The organism is Diplocloster hominis (assembly GCF_032380655.1).
Lineage (GTDB): Bacteria > Bacillota > Clostridia > Lachnospirales > Lachnospiraceae > Diplocloster > Diplocloster hominis.
The window spans coordinates 61,082-77,239 of the sequence record NZ_JAWDIY010000006.1; the positions used below are offsets into that span (position 1 = coordinate 61,082).

At 49.9% G+C, this 16,158-nt stretch carries 13 protein-coding genes; 9 read left to right on the forward strand and 4 right to left on the reverse strand.

The annotated features are described in order from the left end of the window. Positions 1-123 precede the first annotated feature (123 nt). From ABC831_RS07405 to ABC831_RS07420, 4 genes are all read left to right on the forward strand, one after another. Positions 124-840: an ATP-binding cassette domain-containing protein gene (locus ABC831_RS07405; protein WP_158351287.1), complete on the forward strand. Its 717-nt coding sequence runs from the start codon at positions 124-126 to the stop codon at positions 838-840. A gap of 15 nt (positions 841-855) precedes the next feature. Further along, positions 856-2,439 carry a response regulator transcription factor gene (locus ABC831_RS07410; RefSeq protein WP_343247583.1) on the forward strand — a complete coding sequence of 528 codons (1,584 nt, stop codon included), beginning with the start codon at positions 856-858 and terminating at the stop codon, positions 2,437-2,439. Positions 2,440-2,443: 4 nt separating this feature from the next. After that, positions 2,444-3,532 carry a sensor histidine kinase gene (locus ABC831_RS07415; protein ID WP_343247584.1) on the forward strand — a complete coding sequence of 363 codons (1,089 nt, stop codon included), beginning with the start codon at positions 2,444-2,446 and terminating at the stop codon, positions 3,530-3,532. Positions 3,533-3,678: 146 nt separating this feature from the next. Further along, a complete protein-coding gene (locus ABC831_RS07420; protein WP_425524574.1) occupies positions 3,679-4,113 on the forward strand; it encodes a MarR family winged helix-turn-helix transcriptional regulator in 435 nt (144 codons plus the stop codon). Here the strand turns inward: ABC831_RS07420 and ABC831_RS07425 are convergent. Then, entirely contained in the window at positions 4,087-5,856 is a 1,770-nt protein-coding gene (locus tag ABC831_RS07425) for a DUF885 domain-containing protein (RefSeq protein ID WP_343247586.1), read from the reverse strand. The two genes, ABC831_RS07420 and ABC831_RS07425, sit on opposite strands and share 27 nt — an antisense overlap. Before the next feature lie 1,135 nt (positions 5,857-6,991). On the opposite strand from ABC831_RS07425, the gene metG reads away from it, so the two are divergent. The 4 genes from metG to rsmA all read left to right on the forward strand — a co-directional run bounded on the left by metG (position 6,992) and on the right by rsmA (position 11,355). Next, the gene (gene metG, locus ABC831_RS07430; RefSeq protein ID WP_343247587.1) at positions 6,992-8,956 is read left to right on the forward strand and encodes a methionine--tRNA ligase; all 1,965 of its coding nucleotides are present in this window, start codon (positions 6,992-6,994) and stop codon (positions 8,954-8,956) included. 46 nt (positions 8,957-9,002) lie between these two features. Further along, complete coding sequence (gene hxlB, locus ABC831_RS07435; protein WP_343247588.1) at positions 9,003-9,560, forward strand: 6-phospho-3-hexuloisomerase; 558 nt, start codon at positions 9,003-9,005, stop codon at positions 9,558-9,560. Between the two features lie 9 nt (positions 9,561-9,569). Next, a complete protein-coding gene (locus ABC831_RS07440; protein WP_343247589.1) occupies positions 9,570-10,343 on the forward strand; it encodes a TatD family hydrolase in 774 nt (257 codons plus the stop codon). Positions 10,344-10,482: 139 nt separating this feature from the next. Continuing rightward, positions 10,483-11,355 (forward strand): 16S rRNA (adenine(1518)-N(6)/adenine(1519)-N(6))-dimethyltransferase RsmA, encoded by an 873-nt coding sequence (rsmA, locus tag ABC831_RS07445; protein ID WP_343247590.1) that lies wholly within the window; start codon positions 10,483-10,485, stop codon positions 11,353-11,355. On the opposite strand, the gene ABC831_RS07450 is transcribed toward rsmA, so the two are convergent. Both ABC831_RS07450 and ABC831_RS07455 read right to left on the reverse strand, forming a co-directional pair. Beyond that, entirely contained in the window at positions 11,352-12,764 is a 1,413-nt protein-coding gene (locus ABC831_RS07450; protein ID WP_343247591.1) for an FtsW/RodA/SpoVE family cell cycle protein, read from the reverse strand. The genes rsmA and ABC831_RS07450 overlap by 4 nt on opposite strands. Continuing rightward, complete coding sequence (locus tag ABC831_RS07455) at positions 12,751-13,092, reverse strand: PadR family transcriptional regulator (RefSeq protein WP_158347355.1); 342 nt, start codon at positions 13,090-13,092, stop codon at positions 12,751-12,753. The genes ABC831_RS07450 and ABC831_RS07455 overlap by 14 nt, the downstream gene beginning before the upstream one ends. A 224-nt stretch (positions 13,093-13,316) precedes the next feature. Between ABC831_RS07455 and ABC831_RS07460 the strand changes: the two genes are divergently transcribed. Further along, positions 13,317-15,362, forward strand: coding sequence for a DUF6128 domain-containing protein (locus ABC831_RS07460; protein WP_343247592.1), 2,046 nt, complete (start codon positions 13,317-13,319; stop codon positions 15,360-15,362). Here ABC831_RS07460 and ABC831_RS07465 read toward each other — a convergent pair. Beyond that, positions 15,359-16,054 carry an anaerobic ribonucleoside-triphosphate reductase activating protein gene (locus ABC831_RS07465; protein ID WP_343247593.1) on the reverse strand — a complete coding sequence of 232 codons (696 nt, stop codon included), beginning with the start codon at positions 16,052-16,054 and terminating at the stop codon, positions 15,359-15,361. The genes ABC831_RS07460 and ABC831_RS07465 overlap by 4 nt on opposite strands. Between the last annotated feature and the right edge of the window lie 104 nt (positions 16,055-16,158).

Below are 16,158 nucleotides of genomic sequence, written 5' to 3' on the forward strand. Positions count from 1 at the left end.
TGTCTGAAATTGTCGAAAAATTATGCTATTTTTCTGATATCAGGACCGTTTGCTAAAAAATTGACACACTTTTGCATCTATGTTACGATGCATTTAGAAAGGGAGGAATGAGGGGGAGTTAGTGTGAACGAGATACTTCGTCTGGACCACGTCCAGTTCAGCGACGCTTATGGCAATCTGCTAAGTAATTTCAATTTCAGCGTACAGGAGGGCGAGATTCACGGCATCATCGGTGATTACGGTGTCACTCATTCCACACTGTGCAGTCTGTGTACTGGAACTCTGCAGCCGGAGCGGGGTCAGATCTACTACTGTGATCAGCCCGTGGGTCGGCTGTCCTTTGCGGAATCCAGGCAAAAAGGGCTGTATGCCATCGCCAGCGGAAAGAATCTGCAGGGGAATATGAACGTGCTGGAGAACATCTATCTCATCGCCCGCCGGCAGTTTGGATGGCAGTTCCGGCGCCGGCAGATTGCCAGGCAGGCGCTGCAGTACCTGGAATTTTTTGATATTCCCATACCTCTGCAGGAGTGTGCGGACAATCTCACGGATCTGCAAAGCTGCATGGTCTCCATGACAGGCGCCATCATCGCCGGGGCTAAGCTGTTCATTCTGGATGAGATTACCTCATCCTTAAATGAACAGGACGCCATTGCTTTCCAGAAGGTCTTATCCTGCCTGAAATACAAGGGCCTTTCCGTCGTCTGTATGGTGCACCGCATCGAAGAACTGGTACGCTACACGGACAGGGCCACGCTGGTCAAAAATGGGACCACGGTCCGATGTATGGAGAAAAATGATTATTCCTATGACAAGATGCTTGCCATGCTTTTGATCTGACAGGAGGTGCATACGATGTATAAGATACTGATTGCAGACGATGAATTCTGGGTAACTGCCCTGGTACGCAACAGCATCGACTGGACCGGTATGAACCTGGAGCTGGCGGGAGAGGCGGAAGACGGCGGCGAAGCCTATGAGAAGATTCTGCGCCTGCGGCCGGATATCGTCATCACCGACATCCGGATGCCGGGGCTTAGCGGAATCGAGCTGATGGAGAAGGTCCGGCTGACCGATCTGAAGGTGGAATTCATTATCTTGAGCGGATATGACAGTTTTGCCTACGCCCAGGCCGCTATGAAGTACAATGCTGTCAGCTTCGTACTGAAGCCTCTTGAGGAAGAAGAACTCCGCCAGGCGCTGCAAAGCGCAGTGGAGCGGCTCAGCAGCCAGCAGATCATCCGGCAGACGGCGTCACAGGCACGGAGCCGGCAGGAAGAACTGCGCATGGAATTCCTTCTCAGGACGGTCCGGTCCGGGGACGAGGATAATTATGCGCTCTCGCTGGAGGGAATCAATCAAAAATATGACTGCCATTTCCGGGACGGCCACTTTTTCGTCATGATTACCCATATGGAGCGGATTCCAGAACCAGTTCTTCTGCAGCAGATCACTGACGCTTCCCTCCGCCTGCTGAGGGACTGTGCTTATGACAGCTATGCCTTGCGGGACGGCCGACGCCTGATTCTGATGATCAATACTGCGTTCACACCTTCTGAGGACTATACCCGTCTGGCAAAGGAGCTCTTCCGGTGCCAGGATAGTCTGTGCAGACCTGCCGGCATCCAGCTCACGGCTGCCCTGGGACCTGTCTCCAATAGCTGGCCCCTGCTTCACCAATCCTATGAGGCTGCTTTTTGCCTGTTGCGCAATCGTTTGAATGACGGATGGGGCCGCCTATATCTCTGGAGCAAACCGAAATCCGGCCGCGACAACCCGCACAACCGTCTTTCTGTCCGCAGGGAGCTGCAGCTTACGACACTTATGGAAACTTTTGAAACTGAGGAACTGGAACAGAATCTGAACGATATCACAGACCAGATGCTGCAGATCTCCGGGAAGAGCAGTGATCTTTTTTCCATGCTGGAACAAATCAGCAAGCTGTACTGCCAGACGGCAGCCCAGATGTGTATTGGCTCCCAGATCGGACTGCTGACGGTCCGGGAATATCTGGAGCGCATGGAGGAGTGTGACACGATCCAGCAGATGAAACGCGCGATGCGGGAACTGTTTGTTCTTCCTCTTCGCGCTTATTACCAGGAGCATGCCCGTGATGAGACGAATATTTCAGCTCAAATGAAGCGGTATGTGTCCCGGCATTATCAGGAAAATATTCGTCTGATAGACGTGGCAAACCAGCTTTACCGGACGCCCTCCTATATTGGTTACATATTCAAGCGGGACACGGGTACCAGTTTTTCAGAGTACCTGGCCGCCTATCGGATCAACATTGCCAAGACCTACCTGACGGATACCCAGCAGACCATTGCGGGTGTGGCTGAGGCTGTGGGATTTGGCGATATGCGCCATTTCAGTAAGACCTTTCAGAAGCTGGTGGGCATGACTCCCTCTGCCTACCGTAAGAAATCCGGCAGGTGATTCTATGAAAAAGAAAACCAGAGCACAGACCTATTCCGGACAAAGACCTGTTCGCCTTCATATCAACAGTGTCCTGTTGCTGGCCCTCATGCTTTTTCTGGTGGGGGGAAGTGCGGCTGTTGTGCTGTACGCTGTATTTTGGCCGGATTCCCTGTCCGTACTGCCCCTGAAGCTGCTTGCGGCATTGTTCTGCGGACTCTGCTTGCTGGTGCTGGGGTTTTATATTTTTGCCGTCTATCTGCCCACACGCCGCCTGAATGCGGCCCTCCATCAGATCGCGGACGGAGATTTTGATCATCTTCTATCGGAAGAAGGGATCACGGAGCTAAGCGGCATGGCGGGTGAATTTAATTCCGTTCTCTTATCCGTCCGGCAGATCATCAACAACGAGTACAACAGTAAGCTTCTGAAGAAGAGGGCGGAACTCAATGCGCTGCAGAGCCAGATTAACCCGCATTTTCTCTATAATACCATTGACTCCATCCGCGGGCAGGCTCTCGTGGACGGTTCCAAACCCATTGCCGACATTGCGAAAGCTCTGGCCTCCATCTTCCGCTACTGTATAGACGCGCCTGATAATCTGGTTACGGTGCAGGAAGAGCTGCAGCATGTGGTCAACTATTTTTCTATCCAGCAGTTCCGGTTCCACAACCGGTTCCGCTTGGCTACGGATTTTGAAGAGCAGAATTCAGATCTGCGCTCCTGCTATCTCCCCAGGCTTACCCTGCAGCCTCTGGTGGAGAATGCCATCGCTCACGGGCTGGAGCCGAAAACCGGTCCTGGACTGGTACGGATAAAACTCCGCGCCTCCCGAAGCCGCCTGATCATTACTGTAGAAGACGATGGAATAGGGATAGAAGCTGCCCAGCTGGAACGGATTAACAACGCTTTGCTCGTCTCGGATAAAAAACTGCTGGATGGCTCCCCAAAGAAAACGTCAGGAAACCGGTGTGCCCTCCTGAATGTGAATGAGCGTATCCGTATCACATTCGGAGAAGCATACGGCGTCCGGCTGTACAGTACTTACGGTGTGGGGACCCAATGCGAAATCGTAATTCCGATGATCAGTGTAAACCCGGAATATAATTTATAAAATGGATATGTCCCAGGTTGGAATGGACATGTCCCAAACTGGAATTGACATGTCCCAAACCGAAATGGACATGTCCCAAACCGATCTGGACATGTCCCAAATTACGATGTATAATGTGGATAAGTTCCGGGAAGGGAGACCGCGCTGTGGATACGTACCAGACACTGAACGATGTCCTTGTGAATCTGTTTCGAGATATAATGGATCTGGAGCAGAAAGCGATCATAACGGATGAGTTCAAAAATATCAGCAATAATGACATGCACATTATCGATGCCATCGGGGAAGATGGCTGTAAAAGCATGTCCACAGTGGCCAAATCACTGTCTGTTACGGTGGGCACGCTGACCATCGCGATCAACAGCCTCGTGAAGAAGGGATACGTGAGCCGGGTGCGCAGCGAAGAGGACCGCAGGGTCGTGCTGCTCTCACTTTCTGAAAAAGGAAAGAGAGCCTTCCTCCACCATAAGAGATTCCATGATGCCATGATACAAAAGGTATTGGAAGGCCTCAATGAACAAGAGACGGAAGTGCTGGTAAGGGCGCTTCAGAATTTAAGAGGATTTTTTTACGGACTCTAGCCAGGGGATCATATATTTCTCCACGATATCAAACGGCGCGGGTCCGCATTTTAACAAAAATTCATGAAAATCTTTCAGCTTAAACTGATCTCCCAGATAATCCTGGGCCTGTTTCCTCAGATCCATAAATTCCAGACATCCCACATAATATTTCAAATAGTTGCCGGGAGCCTCCACGATGGCGTGATAAATCTCACTTACCACATCGGGGTTTGAGATGCCGTAGTCATTCAGATAGGCCGCTGCGTCATCCGGTGTCCAGCCGTCATAGTGGATGCCGATATCCAGATGTGCGTAGAGATTCAGGGTCACCGACTGATTCGACTGCAGCAGCTTCGCCAGCGCCCGGTCGATGTCCGCGAACCCATAGGAAATCATTTCCACATAAGTGGCCCAGCCTTCCACATATCCGGGGAAATTCAGCAGGCTGCGGACACAGTCCGGCGAGATGGAATTCGAATAAACTGTCTGATATAAATGTCCCGGATAACCCTCGTGGGCCAAAGTCGTATACAGATCCAGTTTATCCGGCTTGCTGCCCTGGTTGATATAGATCACATTGGAGCTCATATCATCAATGGCCGGTGTCAGATAAAACGCCGGGCTTAAATGTTTCTCCAGAGAGGGATGCACATATTTCACCGTACAGGATACCGATGGCGGCGTCGGGAAAAACGGCGTCATTTTATTCTGAAGATCCACCAGGATTTCGTTGGGGTCCGTCTGAATCCCGTCATAACTGTCCAGCTGATCCAGAATATCCGGATGCTGTCCGATCACAGCCGCCATAGATTGAAAATCGGCTTTCATCTGTTCATCCAGCATTTCCTGGATCTGCGGAATCGTCCGGGCCGAGCCGGTATCCGAGCGGACGATATATTCATAATATTTCTTGCCATTTTTAAAATAGCAGAGTCCGTATTCGTTTTTACATTTTTTCTCCAGCGTTTCCAGTCCCCCGATAATGGCCTGATAAGCGGGGATCACATCCTGTTCTACGATGGCGGCGTTCTGTTCTATGTAAGACTGCTTCATGTCATTATCCAGATCCGGAACAGTCTCCAGTTTTTCCGGGAATATAGTCAGTAAGAAATTGCCATCTTCCCCGGAAATATATTCCCTGCACTGGGAAATCACATCTTCTGCAGCATAAGAGGGCATAAAAAGCCCCGCCTTAGCCTTTTCTTTTTCAAAATCCATCAGGCTTGCGTAATACTCATCCAGCTGGGAAAGCAGCATCAGATAGTTATCCACATCCTGCCTGTTCCGGAACTCATACTCTGCAAACAACACAGGCAGCTGGGCCTGGGTGCCTATCGTAGGGCTTAAAGGCTCCCCATACAGATACAGATCCGCGCAGGAAAGCTCCGTAGTAAAGTAGCTGTCCAGTATATCGTACGTCAACTGGTCCTCCAAAGACAGATCCTCATACGGAAAACTATGCAGTACAGCCTGATAATTCTCCATACTCATGACTGCGGCCTGCATAGATTCCTTACTAAAATCGCCAAGTGTAATTTTTGGGTCCGTAATCCCATACGCAGCCGGATCAGCCAGCGTATAGTGCAGATTCAGCGTATTACTGGAAATCTCATTTACAAACACATCATGCGTATATTCCTGAAAAGACGTATAATTATTTTTAAGGGTATTTTTCGGAGAGGTAGAATTGCAGCCGCCGGCTGGAAGCAGAAGTGCTGCAGTTAGTAGGAGGGCCAGAACCCGTGTTAGATATTTTTTCATACTGTCTGCCGTTCACATATGATTTCATAATATTCTATGAAAAAAATAGGAAAGTATGCCGGTTACCGGGGATTGCTATGGGCCGGGAAGAACCCAGGGAGGCGGGAGGCGGACACCTGAGTTGAGCTGCGGAGCGGGCACCAGTCCTTTGGCGGGCTGCGGGCTGGAAGCTGGCTGCTGCTAAGTGAAATCCAGGCCGCAGATTCAGGAACCGGGCCCATTCACCAGAAACACATGATGTGTTTCCGGTTCAGAGGCCCTTGCCCGTCGGACGTGAAGTCCGCCGTGCATCCTGAATCTGCGGCCTGGATTTCACTAAGCAGCAGCACAGCCGCCCGATGCCCGCCAAAGGACTGGTGCCCGCCCCGCAGCTCAACTCAGGTGTCCGCCTCCCGCCTCCCTGGGTTCTTCCCTTTTTTGGTGAACGGTAAGCAGTTAAGACATATTAACGATTACTGGATCTCAGTCTATCAGACCATGGAAAACGGCTTATTTTAAAGCCGGGGTGAGCGGGCAGCGGCCCTTATCCAATTCCCCTATTTACCATAAAGTCTGCAAATAGCATTCGAAGAAAATGCAGAAGGAAGGAGGATTGACTCCTTGACAACCTGGTAGCGGTGTGCTAGGCTGGACTATATTGAACATGTACGGAAACGCAGAGAGGAAGAGAGTAAGCCTGTGCGCCTGAATTACAGAGAATTCCCATGAGCTGAGAGGGATGTTCGGGACCTGGTCGAAGATGGCTTCTGAGCAGCGCACCGAGCAGGATAATCTGTAAGGCTGCGACAGGTCCGCCTGTTATAGCGGGAAGTATAGGAATGGATACATTTTTATACTCACAGAGGCCTTGTTTCGTGAGAAGCAGGTGAATGGAAGTGGTAACACGGGCAGAATGCCTGTCTTCTTGAAAGAGAAGGCAGGTTTTTTTATTTCATAGGACAGTGCTCCTATGAAATAAAAAACGCTCCGTAGGGATCGCACTACGGCGGAAAGGAAAATGCCGCTTGCGCGGCCCGCCGAAGGCGGAAAGTTTCACAGGCGAAACTCTTTGTGATTCATAGGATAGAGTTTTCTATGCCGCGTTTTCTTAGAAGGAAAGCAAAAAAGATAGCAAAAACGATAGGAGGAAGTTACATTGGGTAATTCAAGAGAGAAATATTATATTACCACAGCAATCACGTACACATCAGGGAAGCCGCATATCGGTAATACGTACGAGATTATTCTGGCGGACAGCATCGCCCGCTTCAAAAGACAGCAGGGATACGATGTGTTTTTCCAGACAGGGACCGATGAGCACGGTCAGAAGATAGAGCTGAAAGCAGAGGAGGCGGGCATAACGCCGAAGGAATTCGTGGACGGCGTGGCCGGGGAAATCCGTCAGATCTGGGACCTGATGGATACTTCTTATGATAAATTTATCCGTACCACGGATGCGGAGCACGAAAAACAGGTGCAGAAGATTTTTAAAAAATTATATGATCAGGGAGACATTTATAAGGGCCATTATGAAGGACTTTACTGCACTCCCTGCGAGGCATTTTTCACCGAGTCCCAGCTGGTAGACGGCAAATGCCCCGACTGCGGCAGGCCTGTACAGCCGGCCAAAGAAGAGGCCTATTTCTTCCGTATGAGCAAATACGCTGACCGGCTGATCCAGCACATTAATGAGCATCCCGAATTCATCCAGCCGGTATCCAGAAAAAATGAAATGATGAATAACTTCCTGCTCCCCGGACTGCAGGACCTGTGCGTATCACGGACTTCCTTTAAATGGGGAATCCCCGTGGATTTTGATCCGAAGCATGTGATCTATGTATGGCTGGACGCGCTGACCAACTATATCACCGGAATCGGCTATGACTGCGACGGCAGCTGCACGGAGCAGTTCAAAAAGGACTGGCCCGCAGACCTGCATCTGATCGGCAAAGACATTATCCGTTTCCACACCATCTACTGGCCCATTTTCCTGATGGCGCTGGATCTGCCGCTGCCGAAGCAGATATTCGGTCATCCCTGGCTGCTGCAGGGCGACGGCAAGATGAGCAAATCCAAAGGAAACGTCCTGTACGCGGACGACCTGTCGGATTTCTTTGGAGTAGACGCAGTCCGCTACTTCGTCCTCCACGAGATGCCTTTTGAAAATGACGGTGTTATCTCCTGGGAACTGATGGTAGAGCGGCTGAATTCCGATCTGGCCAATACGCTGGGCAATCTGGTCAACCGGACGATTTCCATGTCCAATAAATATTTCGAAGGAATCGTAACCAATACCGGAGCTTCTGAGCCGGTCGATGAAGAATTAAAAGCCGTCATTCTGGAAGCTCCCAAAAAAGTGGCTGGGAAAATGGATGGTCTGCGTGTGGCAGACGCCATTACCGAGATCTTCTCCATATTTAAACGCTGCAATAAATACATCGATGAAACCGAGCCCTGGATACTGGCAAAAGAGGAAGCCAAAAAAGACCGGCTTGCCACCGTGCTGTATAATCTGGTGGAAGGTATCTGCATCGGGGCAGCCCTGTTAGAACCCTTCATGCCCGCCACCTCAGGCAAGATCCTGACCCAGCTGAATGCGCCGGCCAGAGGCTTCGACGCGCTGGACACATTCGGAACCTATCCTTCCGGAACCAAAGTCATCGAAAAACCGGAGATCCTCTTTGCCCGCCTGGATCTAAAAGAGGTTTTGGAAAAAGTAGAGGCCATGCAGGCGGCTAACGCGGCTCCTCAGGAAGAAAAGCCCGAAGAACCCGGGATCGACATAGAACCGAAAGCGGAGATCACCTATGACGATTTCATGAAAATGCAGTTCCAGGTAGGGGAGATTATAGCCTGCGAGGAAGTGCCTAAGTCCAAAAAATTACTATGTTCCCAGGTGCGAATCGGCAGCCAGGTTAAACAGATCGTATCCGGAATTAAAGCTCACTATAAACCGGAGGAAATGATAGGCAAAAAGGTCATGGTTCTCGTAAACCTTAAGCCGGCCAAGCTGGCAGGAGTACTCTCAGAAGGAATGATCCTGTGTGCGGAAGATGCAGACGGGAACCTGGCTTTGATAAGCCCTGAGAAATCCATGCCCTCCGGTGCACAGATCTGCTGATCTCATACGTGAATCACTAATTTTAAAAGCAGAAAGGATTGGATTCATGATAAGACCGAAGTTTGAACGCATATTAGAAGAACTGAAGATGACACTGAGTGAAGTCAGCGAGGAACAGGTTGCCAGGATGGTAGAGTGCATTGTGAAGGCACCCCATATTTATTTTGCCGGGGTTGGACGTTCCGGCAATCTGATCCGTACCTTTGCCATGAGGATGATGCATGCAGGGCTGAATGCCTACGTGGTAGGCGATACCGCAACGCCGGGGGCCCAGCCGGGAGATCTTCTGATCGTCGGCAGCGGTTCCGGTGAGACGGAGAGTCTGATGGCCTATGTGGCCAAAGCGAAACGGCTGGGGCTTCATGTCATTACGATTACCAGCTTTGCGGACTCCAGTCTGGCCCGGGCGGCAGACCATGTGCTGCAGATACCGGCTCCCACACCGAAGTCGGATAAAGCCAGTAAATTTACATCCTTCCAACCCATGGCTAACCTGTATGAACAGTCATTTTTGATTTGCCTGGACGCTGTCAGCATGGAGGTAATGGAAGCACTGGGGCTTGACTCGGACACCATGTTTAAACGGCATGCCAATTTGGAGTGACACATGAATATGACGAAGATATTTGAGAGCCACGCTCATTATGATGACGAGGCGTTTGACCAAGACCGGGAGGAACTGCTGGGGAAAATGCAGCAGCAGGGAATCGAATACATTATCAATATTGGGGCGAACATAGATTCTTCCAAAACAACGGTGGATCTGACGGAAAAATACCCGTTTCTGTACGGCGCAGTCGGAGTTCATCCCAGTGATACTGCGGAACTGGACGAACAGAAGATCGGCTGGCTGAAACTGCAGTGTGAAAGGCCGAAAATCGTAGCCGTAGGAGAGATCGGCCTGGACTACTACTGGGACGAGCCTGAGCGCCCGGTGCAGCGGAAGTGGTTCTGCCGCCAGCTGGAACTGGCCCGGGAGGTGAAGCTTCCTGTAGTCATTCACAGCAGGGATGCGGCAAAGGACACGCTGACGATCATGAAGGAAATGCATGCGGAAGAGATCGGCGGGGTGATTCACTGCTTTTCCTACTCCAAAGAGATGGCGGAAGAATACCTGAAGTTGGGATTCTATATCGGGGTTGGCGGAGTGGTTACGTTTAACAATGCGAAAAAATTAAAAGAAGCTGTGGAGTTCCTGCCGATGGACAAGATCCTGCTGGAGACTGACAGTCCGTACCTTTCTCCGGTCCCCAACCGGGGAAAGAGGAACTCCTCCCTGAATCTGCCGTACATAGCCCGGCAGATCGCGGAGCTGAAAGGCATCTCTTACGAACAGGTAGTGGAGATCACAAACCGGAATGCCCGAAAATTATTCTTCCGGAACTAAAAGTACAAAAGGGGACATGTCCAAATCGGTTTGGGACATGTCCAAGTTGAAATGGACATGTCCCAAACTGAAATGGACATGTCCCAAACCGATTTGGACATGTCCCCTTTTTACTTTTTATAGAAGTGAAGGAGGCTTTATGGCCACATTAGGAAATCCCAGGAATACCATTGAGATTCTGAATAAGTATAAGTTTGTGTTCCAAAAGAAATTCGGTCAGAACTTTCTGATCGATACCCATGTACTGGAGAAGATCATCCGGGCTGCGGATATCACGAAGGAGGATTATGTGCTGGAGATCGGTCCGGGTATCGGAACCATGACCCAGTATCTGGCGGAGAACGCCCGGGAGGTTATGGCTGTGGAGATCGACCGGAATCTGATTCCGATTCTGGAGGATACGCTGGCCGGTTATGATAATGTGACGGTGGTTAATGAAGACGTCCTGAAACTGGATCTGCCGGAGGTGGTTCAAAAGAAGAATGCGGGGAAGCCCATCAAGGTGGTGGCGAATCTGCCTTATTATATTACGACCCCAATTATCATGGGTATCTTCGAGAGCCACGTTCCGCTGTACAGCCTGACGATTATGGTACAAAAAGAGGTGGCAGACCGGATGCAGGCGGGGCCGGGATCAAAGGACTACGGGGCCCTGTCATTGGCCGTACAGTATTATGCGAAGCCCTATATCGCGGCCAATGTTCCTCCGAACTGCTTTATGCCCAGACCCAATGTGGGGTCCGCGGTGATCCGGCTGACGAAGCATGAGAAGGCTCCGGTGGAAGCGAAGGATGAGAGGTTATTGTTCCGCATGATCCGGGCCTCGTTTAATCAGAGACGAAAAACTCTGGCGAATGGGTTGAAGAATTCCCAGGAGCTCAGTTACTCTAAGGAGCAGATCGAATCGGCAATCGAAAAAGCGGGCTTCCCGCCCGCGGTACGGGGAGAAGCCCTGACGCTGCAGCAATTCGCGCAGTTATCGAATATTCTGGCAGAAATGACCATCGGTTAAAATCGATGGTCATTTTTTTCTTCATGCGTGTGTTTTTCCGCATATAAAGTTATGGGTAAACATCTTATGTTCAACCGTCCGTTTTCAAAGGTAAAGAACCGATGGCTTATGGAGGTCTGGTGCAGCCGGCCTGCGGGCAGTATCGTGCGGGTCCGGTGAACCGACAGCAGCAGCCCTACGATACACAGGTTTAATACCATCCATCGTCCGCCATAGGAGAAAAACGGCAGCGCAAGCGGGGCCATATGGAAAATGCCCAGGTTCACGATCAGATACAGCAGGATTTCAAGGGTTAAAGTACAGCTGCAGGCCATTGACACCAGATAGCCCAATGCATTCGTCTGACGTGCGCTTAAACGGAACAGATGGATCAGGAAAGCAGCCAGCAAGGCGATGAGTACCGCTGCAGGGATCCACCCAAAGTGTATGATGACATAGGAAAGCAGATAGTCGGTACTGATTTCCGGGAGGTTTTTCACGATTTCGCTGTTGCTCAGGCCGCCGATCATGCTTGCCTGGCCGATCAGACCGCGGAGCTTCATAATCATGTAGCCCTCATTGTCGGCGTATGCCGACGGGTGAAGCAATACCTGAAGACGTCGGAACCGATAGCCTCCGTTGTTATACAGCAGCAGAATCAAAGGAATCACGCAGATGCTCCAACTACACAGAAGGGCCCAGCCACGCTTTACGCGAAACCAGTTTTTACAGATAGCGATGCTCATAAGTATCAGGCAGCCGCCAATGACCAGCGCAGAAGCAGAGGCACTTGGTATGATGAGGCAGAGGATACCTGGCAGCAGTAAAAACAGTAAATTCTTCAGCAGACCTCCATAACCGCTGCCCCTGGTACTGTACACAAGTCCTGCGAACAAAGGGATGAACAGCAGCATATATGGCAAAAGTGTGATAGTTCGGCCGTTATACTTAGGCGCAAAATCCGAATAGATAAATAAGCCTATCCAATATGCGGTCCAGATAATATAGGGGTGTTTGGACAGCAGTGTAAAATCCAGGCGGCAGATCAGTGTCATGGCCGCTATACCGATCAGTATTCCGGTGAGATGGCGGTATAGGGGGGTAAACTGTGAGCCGGTGCCATCTGAGCGGATGAGGAACTGGATCAGGAAACCGACCAGGCAGAGCGCGACCACGCCAAAATATAAAAACCAGTCCATACGCGGGCGGTGGATACGGTCTAATTTTACTCCGATGTCTACCGGATCTCCCATCTCTTTGATGGCTGTATCCGTGGCTTCCGGATCAGTAATGCCTGCTTCCAGCAGAAAACTGCGCTCTTCCTCCAGATGAACCCGGATTTCTTCGGTCACATAGGAACGGATCTTGCGGCAGCGGATCTGATCCTGGACCGTGGCTACATACGCATCGATTTTATTAAAGGATTCCATAGCTGACACCTCCCAGGACCTGATTAACCGCCGAAGTATATAGTTTCCACTCCGCTTTCTTGTCTGAAAGATAGCGGAGCCCTTTCTTGGTAATCGTATAATATTTCCGTTTTTTGGGAGCCTGGGTATTTTCGTAGGAGGACAGCAGACATTTGTCTTCCAGGGAATGTAACAATGGATAAAGAGTTCCAGCCTTGAAGTCAAACGTATGGTCCGAGCGCCTGCGTAGTTCCTCAATCATTTCATAGCCGTACATGTCTTTTTCTTCCAGAAGTTTCAGAATCAGCATGCCGGTACTGCCAGCCAGCAAAGATTTGTCGATGTTCATCAGAGGCACCTCCAATTTAAGTATTATAGATGAATTATGTATCGATGATCTATATAAAATATATATCGATGATCTACATATGTCAAGTAAATTTATCCATCGATTCCAAAATTTTGCATATTACGTTTGCATTTTATGAGCTGCAAAAGGAATTTATTGTCATGGATTTCCACATTCCTGAATAGAATAGTTATAGAAACTAAGTACAAAAAGGAGAGACCGATTTGTCTGATTATAAGCGGCTGGTTGCATACATATATGCCTATGAGAAAGAGCAGAAGGGAAATAATGTGGGTTTTGCCAAGATAGAGGCCCGGAACGGAGAATGCAGAATCGGAATACATCTGAGAGGAATCTATACCGGTACACAATCGCCGTTAAAAGCCTTTGCGTTTGTCAGAAGAAGCAGCGGAATCTACGGAATTTTATTAGGAGAATTCAGAATTGTAAACGGTGTCGGAGACTTTAAGTCAGTGACGGATGCAGAAAATCTGATGGATACCGGGATCAGCCTGGATGATATCGGAGGTCTGTACATTTGGTCGGACGGCGCGAAAAATTACGCCACAGAGTGGGATGATCAGGCGGTCCAGCCGGCGCAGTTCTATTTATACAGTGAGTTGAAAAGCAGGGAAGCGACAAATCAGAGGGAAGATTCCAATATCTTGTTAAAGGCCGCTCAGGCGGACCTGCCCCCGGATAATGAGATGGACATATTGGCAACGGCGGAGTTTGAGCACAACGGCGAATTATTCTCTGAGGAAGCCCTGCTGATGGAAGAACAAATCCAGGGCCTGGCTGGTGCTGAGCATTCTCCGGAAGCAATACAAAGCGATGCAAAAACAGATTACCCGGACGCTTATGAGATGGAAGAATATGAAGAAAACATCTATGCGGAAGAGGAGCAAAAATATGAAACAGATCTGGCGGGGAATTTGGCAGAGTACGGCGTGGATTTTGATCTAAGTTCCGCCGCCGGCCAGGAAGCCGCTTCTGCCAATATAGAAATAGATGTAGCGGGACAATGGTATCCGCCCTCGGATGACCGTGATGAAGAGATGGGCCCGACAGTGCCCTGGGATCAGGAGGATGAACAGCAACCGTGGAAAGCCCCGGATCACCGCGTAAATGGGGGCCAGATGCGGAACAATCCGATCCCTACACTGCCTATAGAGATTATACCGGAGGAACCGATGGTAAATAGGGCAATGCCCGAAGAGCCAATGTCTGAAGGACCAATGCCGGGAGGGCTAATGCCGGAAGAGCCAATGCCTGAAAGGCTAATGCCGGAAGAGCCAATGCCTGAAAGGCTTATGCCAGAAGAGCCAATGCCTGACCATGCAGAACAGAATGAAATAATACCGGACCATACTCGGAACAATGTCCCTATGCCCGGGACGGACATACCGAACTGGATCACAGATGATACGATCTCAGGCAGGGAAGAACCCTATATTCCGGTGGAACAAAGGGAAGCGCACAGGGAATTGCCAAATGAGGCGGCTGCCACATATCCTACTGGAGGCCCAACTGCAACGATCGACGAGAGCATGCCTGAAGTAAATATGGGCGCACCCCAATTTAATATAGAGAGGCCAAGTCCTGGAGCAGGTATGCCAAGTCCCGGAGCAGGTATGCCAAGTCCCGGAGCAGGTATGCCAAGTCCTGGAGCGGGTATGCCAAGTCCCGGAGCAGGTATGCCAAGTCTCGGAGCAGATATGCCAAGTCCCGGAGCAGACAATCCAAAGGCCGATCCGAATATGCCCGCAGCGCCCCTGCCCGCATCTCCATCAGCTTCCAAGTCCTCCGCATTCAGAGCAGCCTCCCCATCGGCCAACGCAACACCCTCTGCTGAAACAGAAACTTCCGCCCCCGGCTGTGACATATCCGGCCGTTATGTTCCGCCCTCACAGAAATGGGAGAATATGAAAAATACCTTCCCTGGCATTGTACCTTTTGAAGACAAAGAAACAATAGAGTGCATTCGAATAGAACCAAAAGATCTCGTACAGCTTCCCAAAGAGGAGTGGATTCTGGGCAACAACAGTTTTCTGCTGCATGGATATTATTATTACCGCTACCTTCTCCTGGGTAAAATGAAGAAAGGCGGGGAAACTTTCTATGTGCTGGGAATTCCGGGAATCTATGATAATAGAGAGAAGATGATGGCGGTAATGTTCGGCTTCCCGAACTTCAAGCCTGCTAAAAAAATAGAATCCAAAATAGGGCAATTTGGATTCTGGTACAAACGGGTGAGGCTGACTGATTAGTCCAGCCCCCGGATTTGAACAGTACCGATCTTTTCCGCGCAGATATCACGCCATCTTTCCAGTGTTTCCCGGGAGGGTGCGTGAAATCCTTCCTGAATCACATATTCAGAGTCTTTATACGGCTGCAGATAATAAGCGCGGGAACCATTTAACCAGTCGCGGATAGAATAAAAATCCTGGTCGGTATGCAGTTCATCCGCCACCGTGGTTCGAAATTCATAAGAAATCGGAGAGTCTTTCAATAACTGAATAGATTCTTCGATTTTTTTTATGTCGAGCCCGGATATCCCGGCAACCAGTGCGTAATTTTCCGGGGATGACTTAATATCCATAGCGACACAATCCAGCAGATGTTCATCCAGCAGATTTCGCAGGACCTCCGGCCTTGAACCGTTTGTATCCAGCTTAATCTTATAGCCCAGATCCCTGATGGTATGTATCAGATCCGGAAGCTCTTCCTGGAGAGTCGGCTCCCCGCCAGAGATACAGACCCCGTCCAGAATACCCCGCCGTTTCTTAAGAAAACCAAAGACGTCGATCAGCGGAATAACCGGTTCTGAAGCCGGATCCAGTACCAGACCGGCATTATGGCAGAAGGGGCATCTGAAATTACAGCTTCCCAGGAAAAGAGTAGCGGCCACGTGGCCGGGATAATCCAGTAAAGTAGTCTTATTGAGTCCATGTATTTGCATATCAGCACCTGCCTGTGTTAAAATTAATAGATATCATATCTATTATACAATGAAATATTGAGATAAAACTTTTCACTATCATAACACAGAACAAAGAAAATAGG

Bases quoted from the DNA above. Each gene is read 5' to 3' on its own strand.
- ABC831_RS07410 (WP_343247583.1), top strand. From the start codon at position 856: ATGTATAAGATACTGATTGCAGACGATGAATTCTGGGTAACTGCCCTG.
- ABC831_RS07415 (WP_343247584.1), top strand. From the start codon at position 2,444: ATGAAAAAGAAAACCAGAGCACAGACCTATTCCGGACAAAGACCTGTT.
- ABC831_RS07425 (WP_343247586.1), bottom strand. From the start codon at position 5,856: ATGAAAAAATATCTAACACGGGTTCTGGCCCTCCTACTAACTGCAGCA.
- hxlB (WP_343247588.1), top strand. From the start codon at position 9,003: ATGATAAGACCGAAGTTTGAACGCATATTAGAAGAACTGAAGATGACA.
- ABC831_RS07440 (WP_343247589.1), top strand. From the start codon at position 9,570: ATGACGAAGATATTTGAGAGCCACGCTCATTATGATGACGAGGCGTTT.
- rsmA (WP_343247590.1), top strand. From the start codon at position 10,483: ATGGCCACATTAGGAAATCCCAGGAATACCATTGAGATTCTGAATAAG.
- ABC831_RS07450 (WP_343247591.1), bottom strand. From the start codon at position 12,764: ATGGAATCCTTTAATAAAATCGATGCGTATGTAGCCACGGTCCAGGAT.
- ABC831_RS07455 (WP_158347355.1), bottom strand. From the start codon at position 13,092: ATGAACATCGACAAATCTTTGCTGGCTGGCAGTACCGGCATGCTGATT.
- ABC831_RS07465 (WP_343247593.1), bottom strand. From the start codon at position 16,054: ATGCAAATACATGGACTCAATAAGACTACTTTACTGGATTATCCCGGC.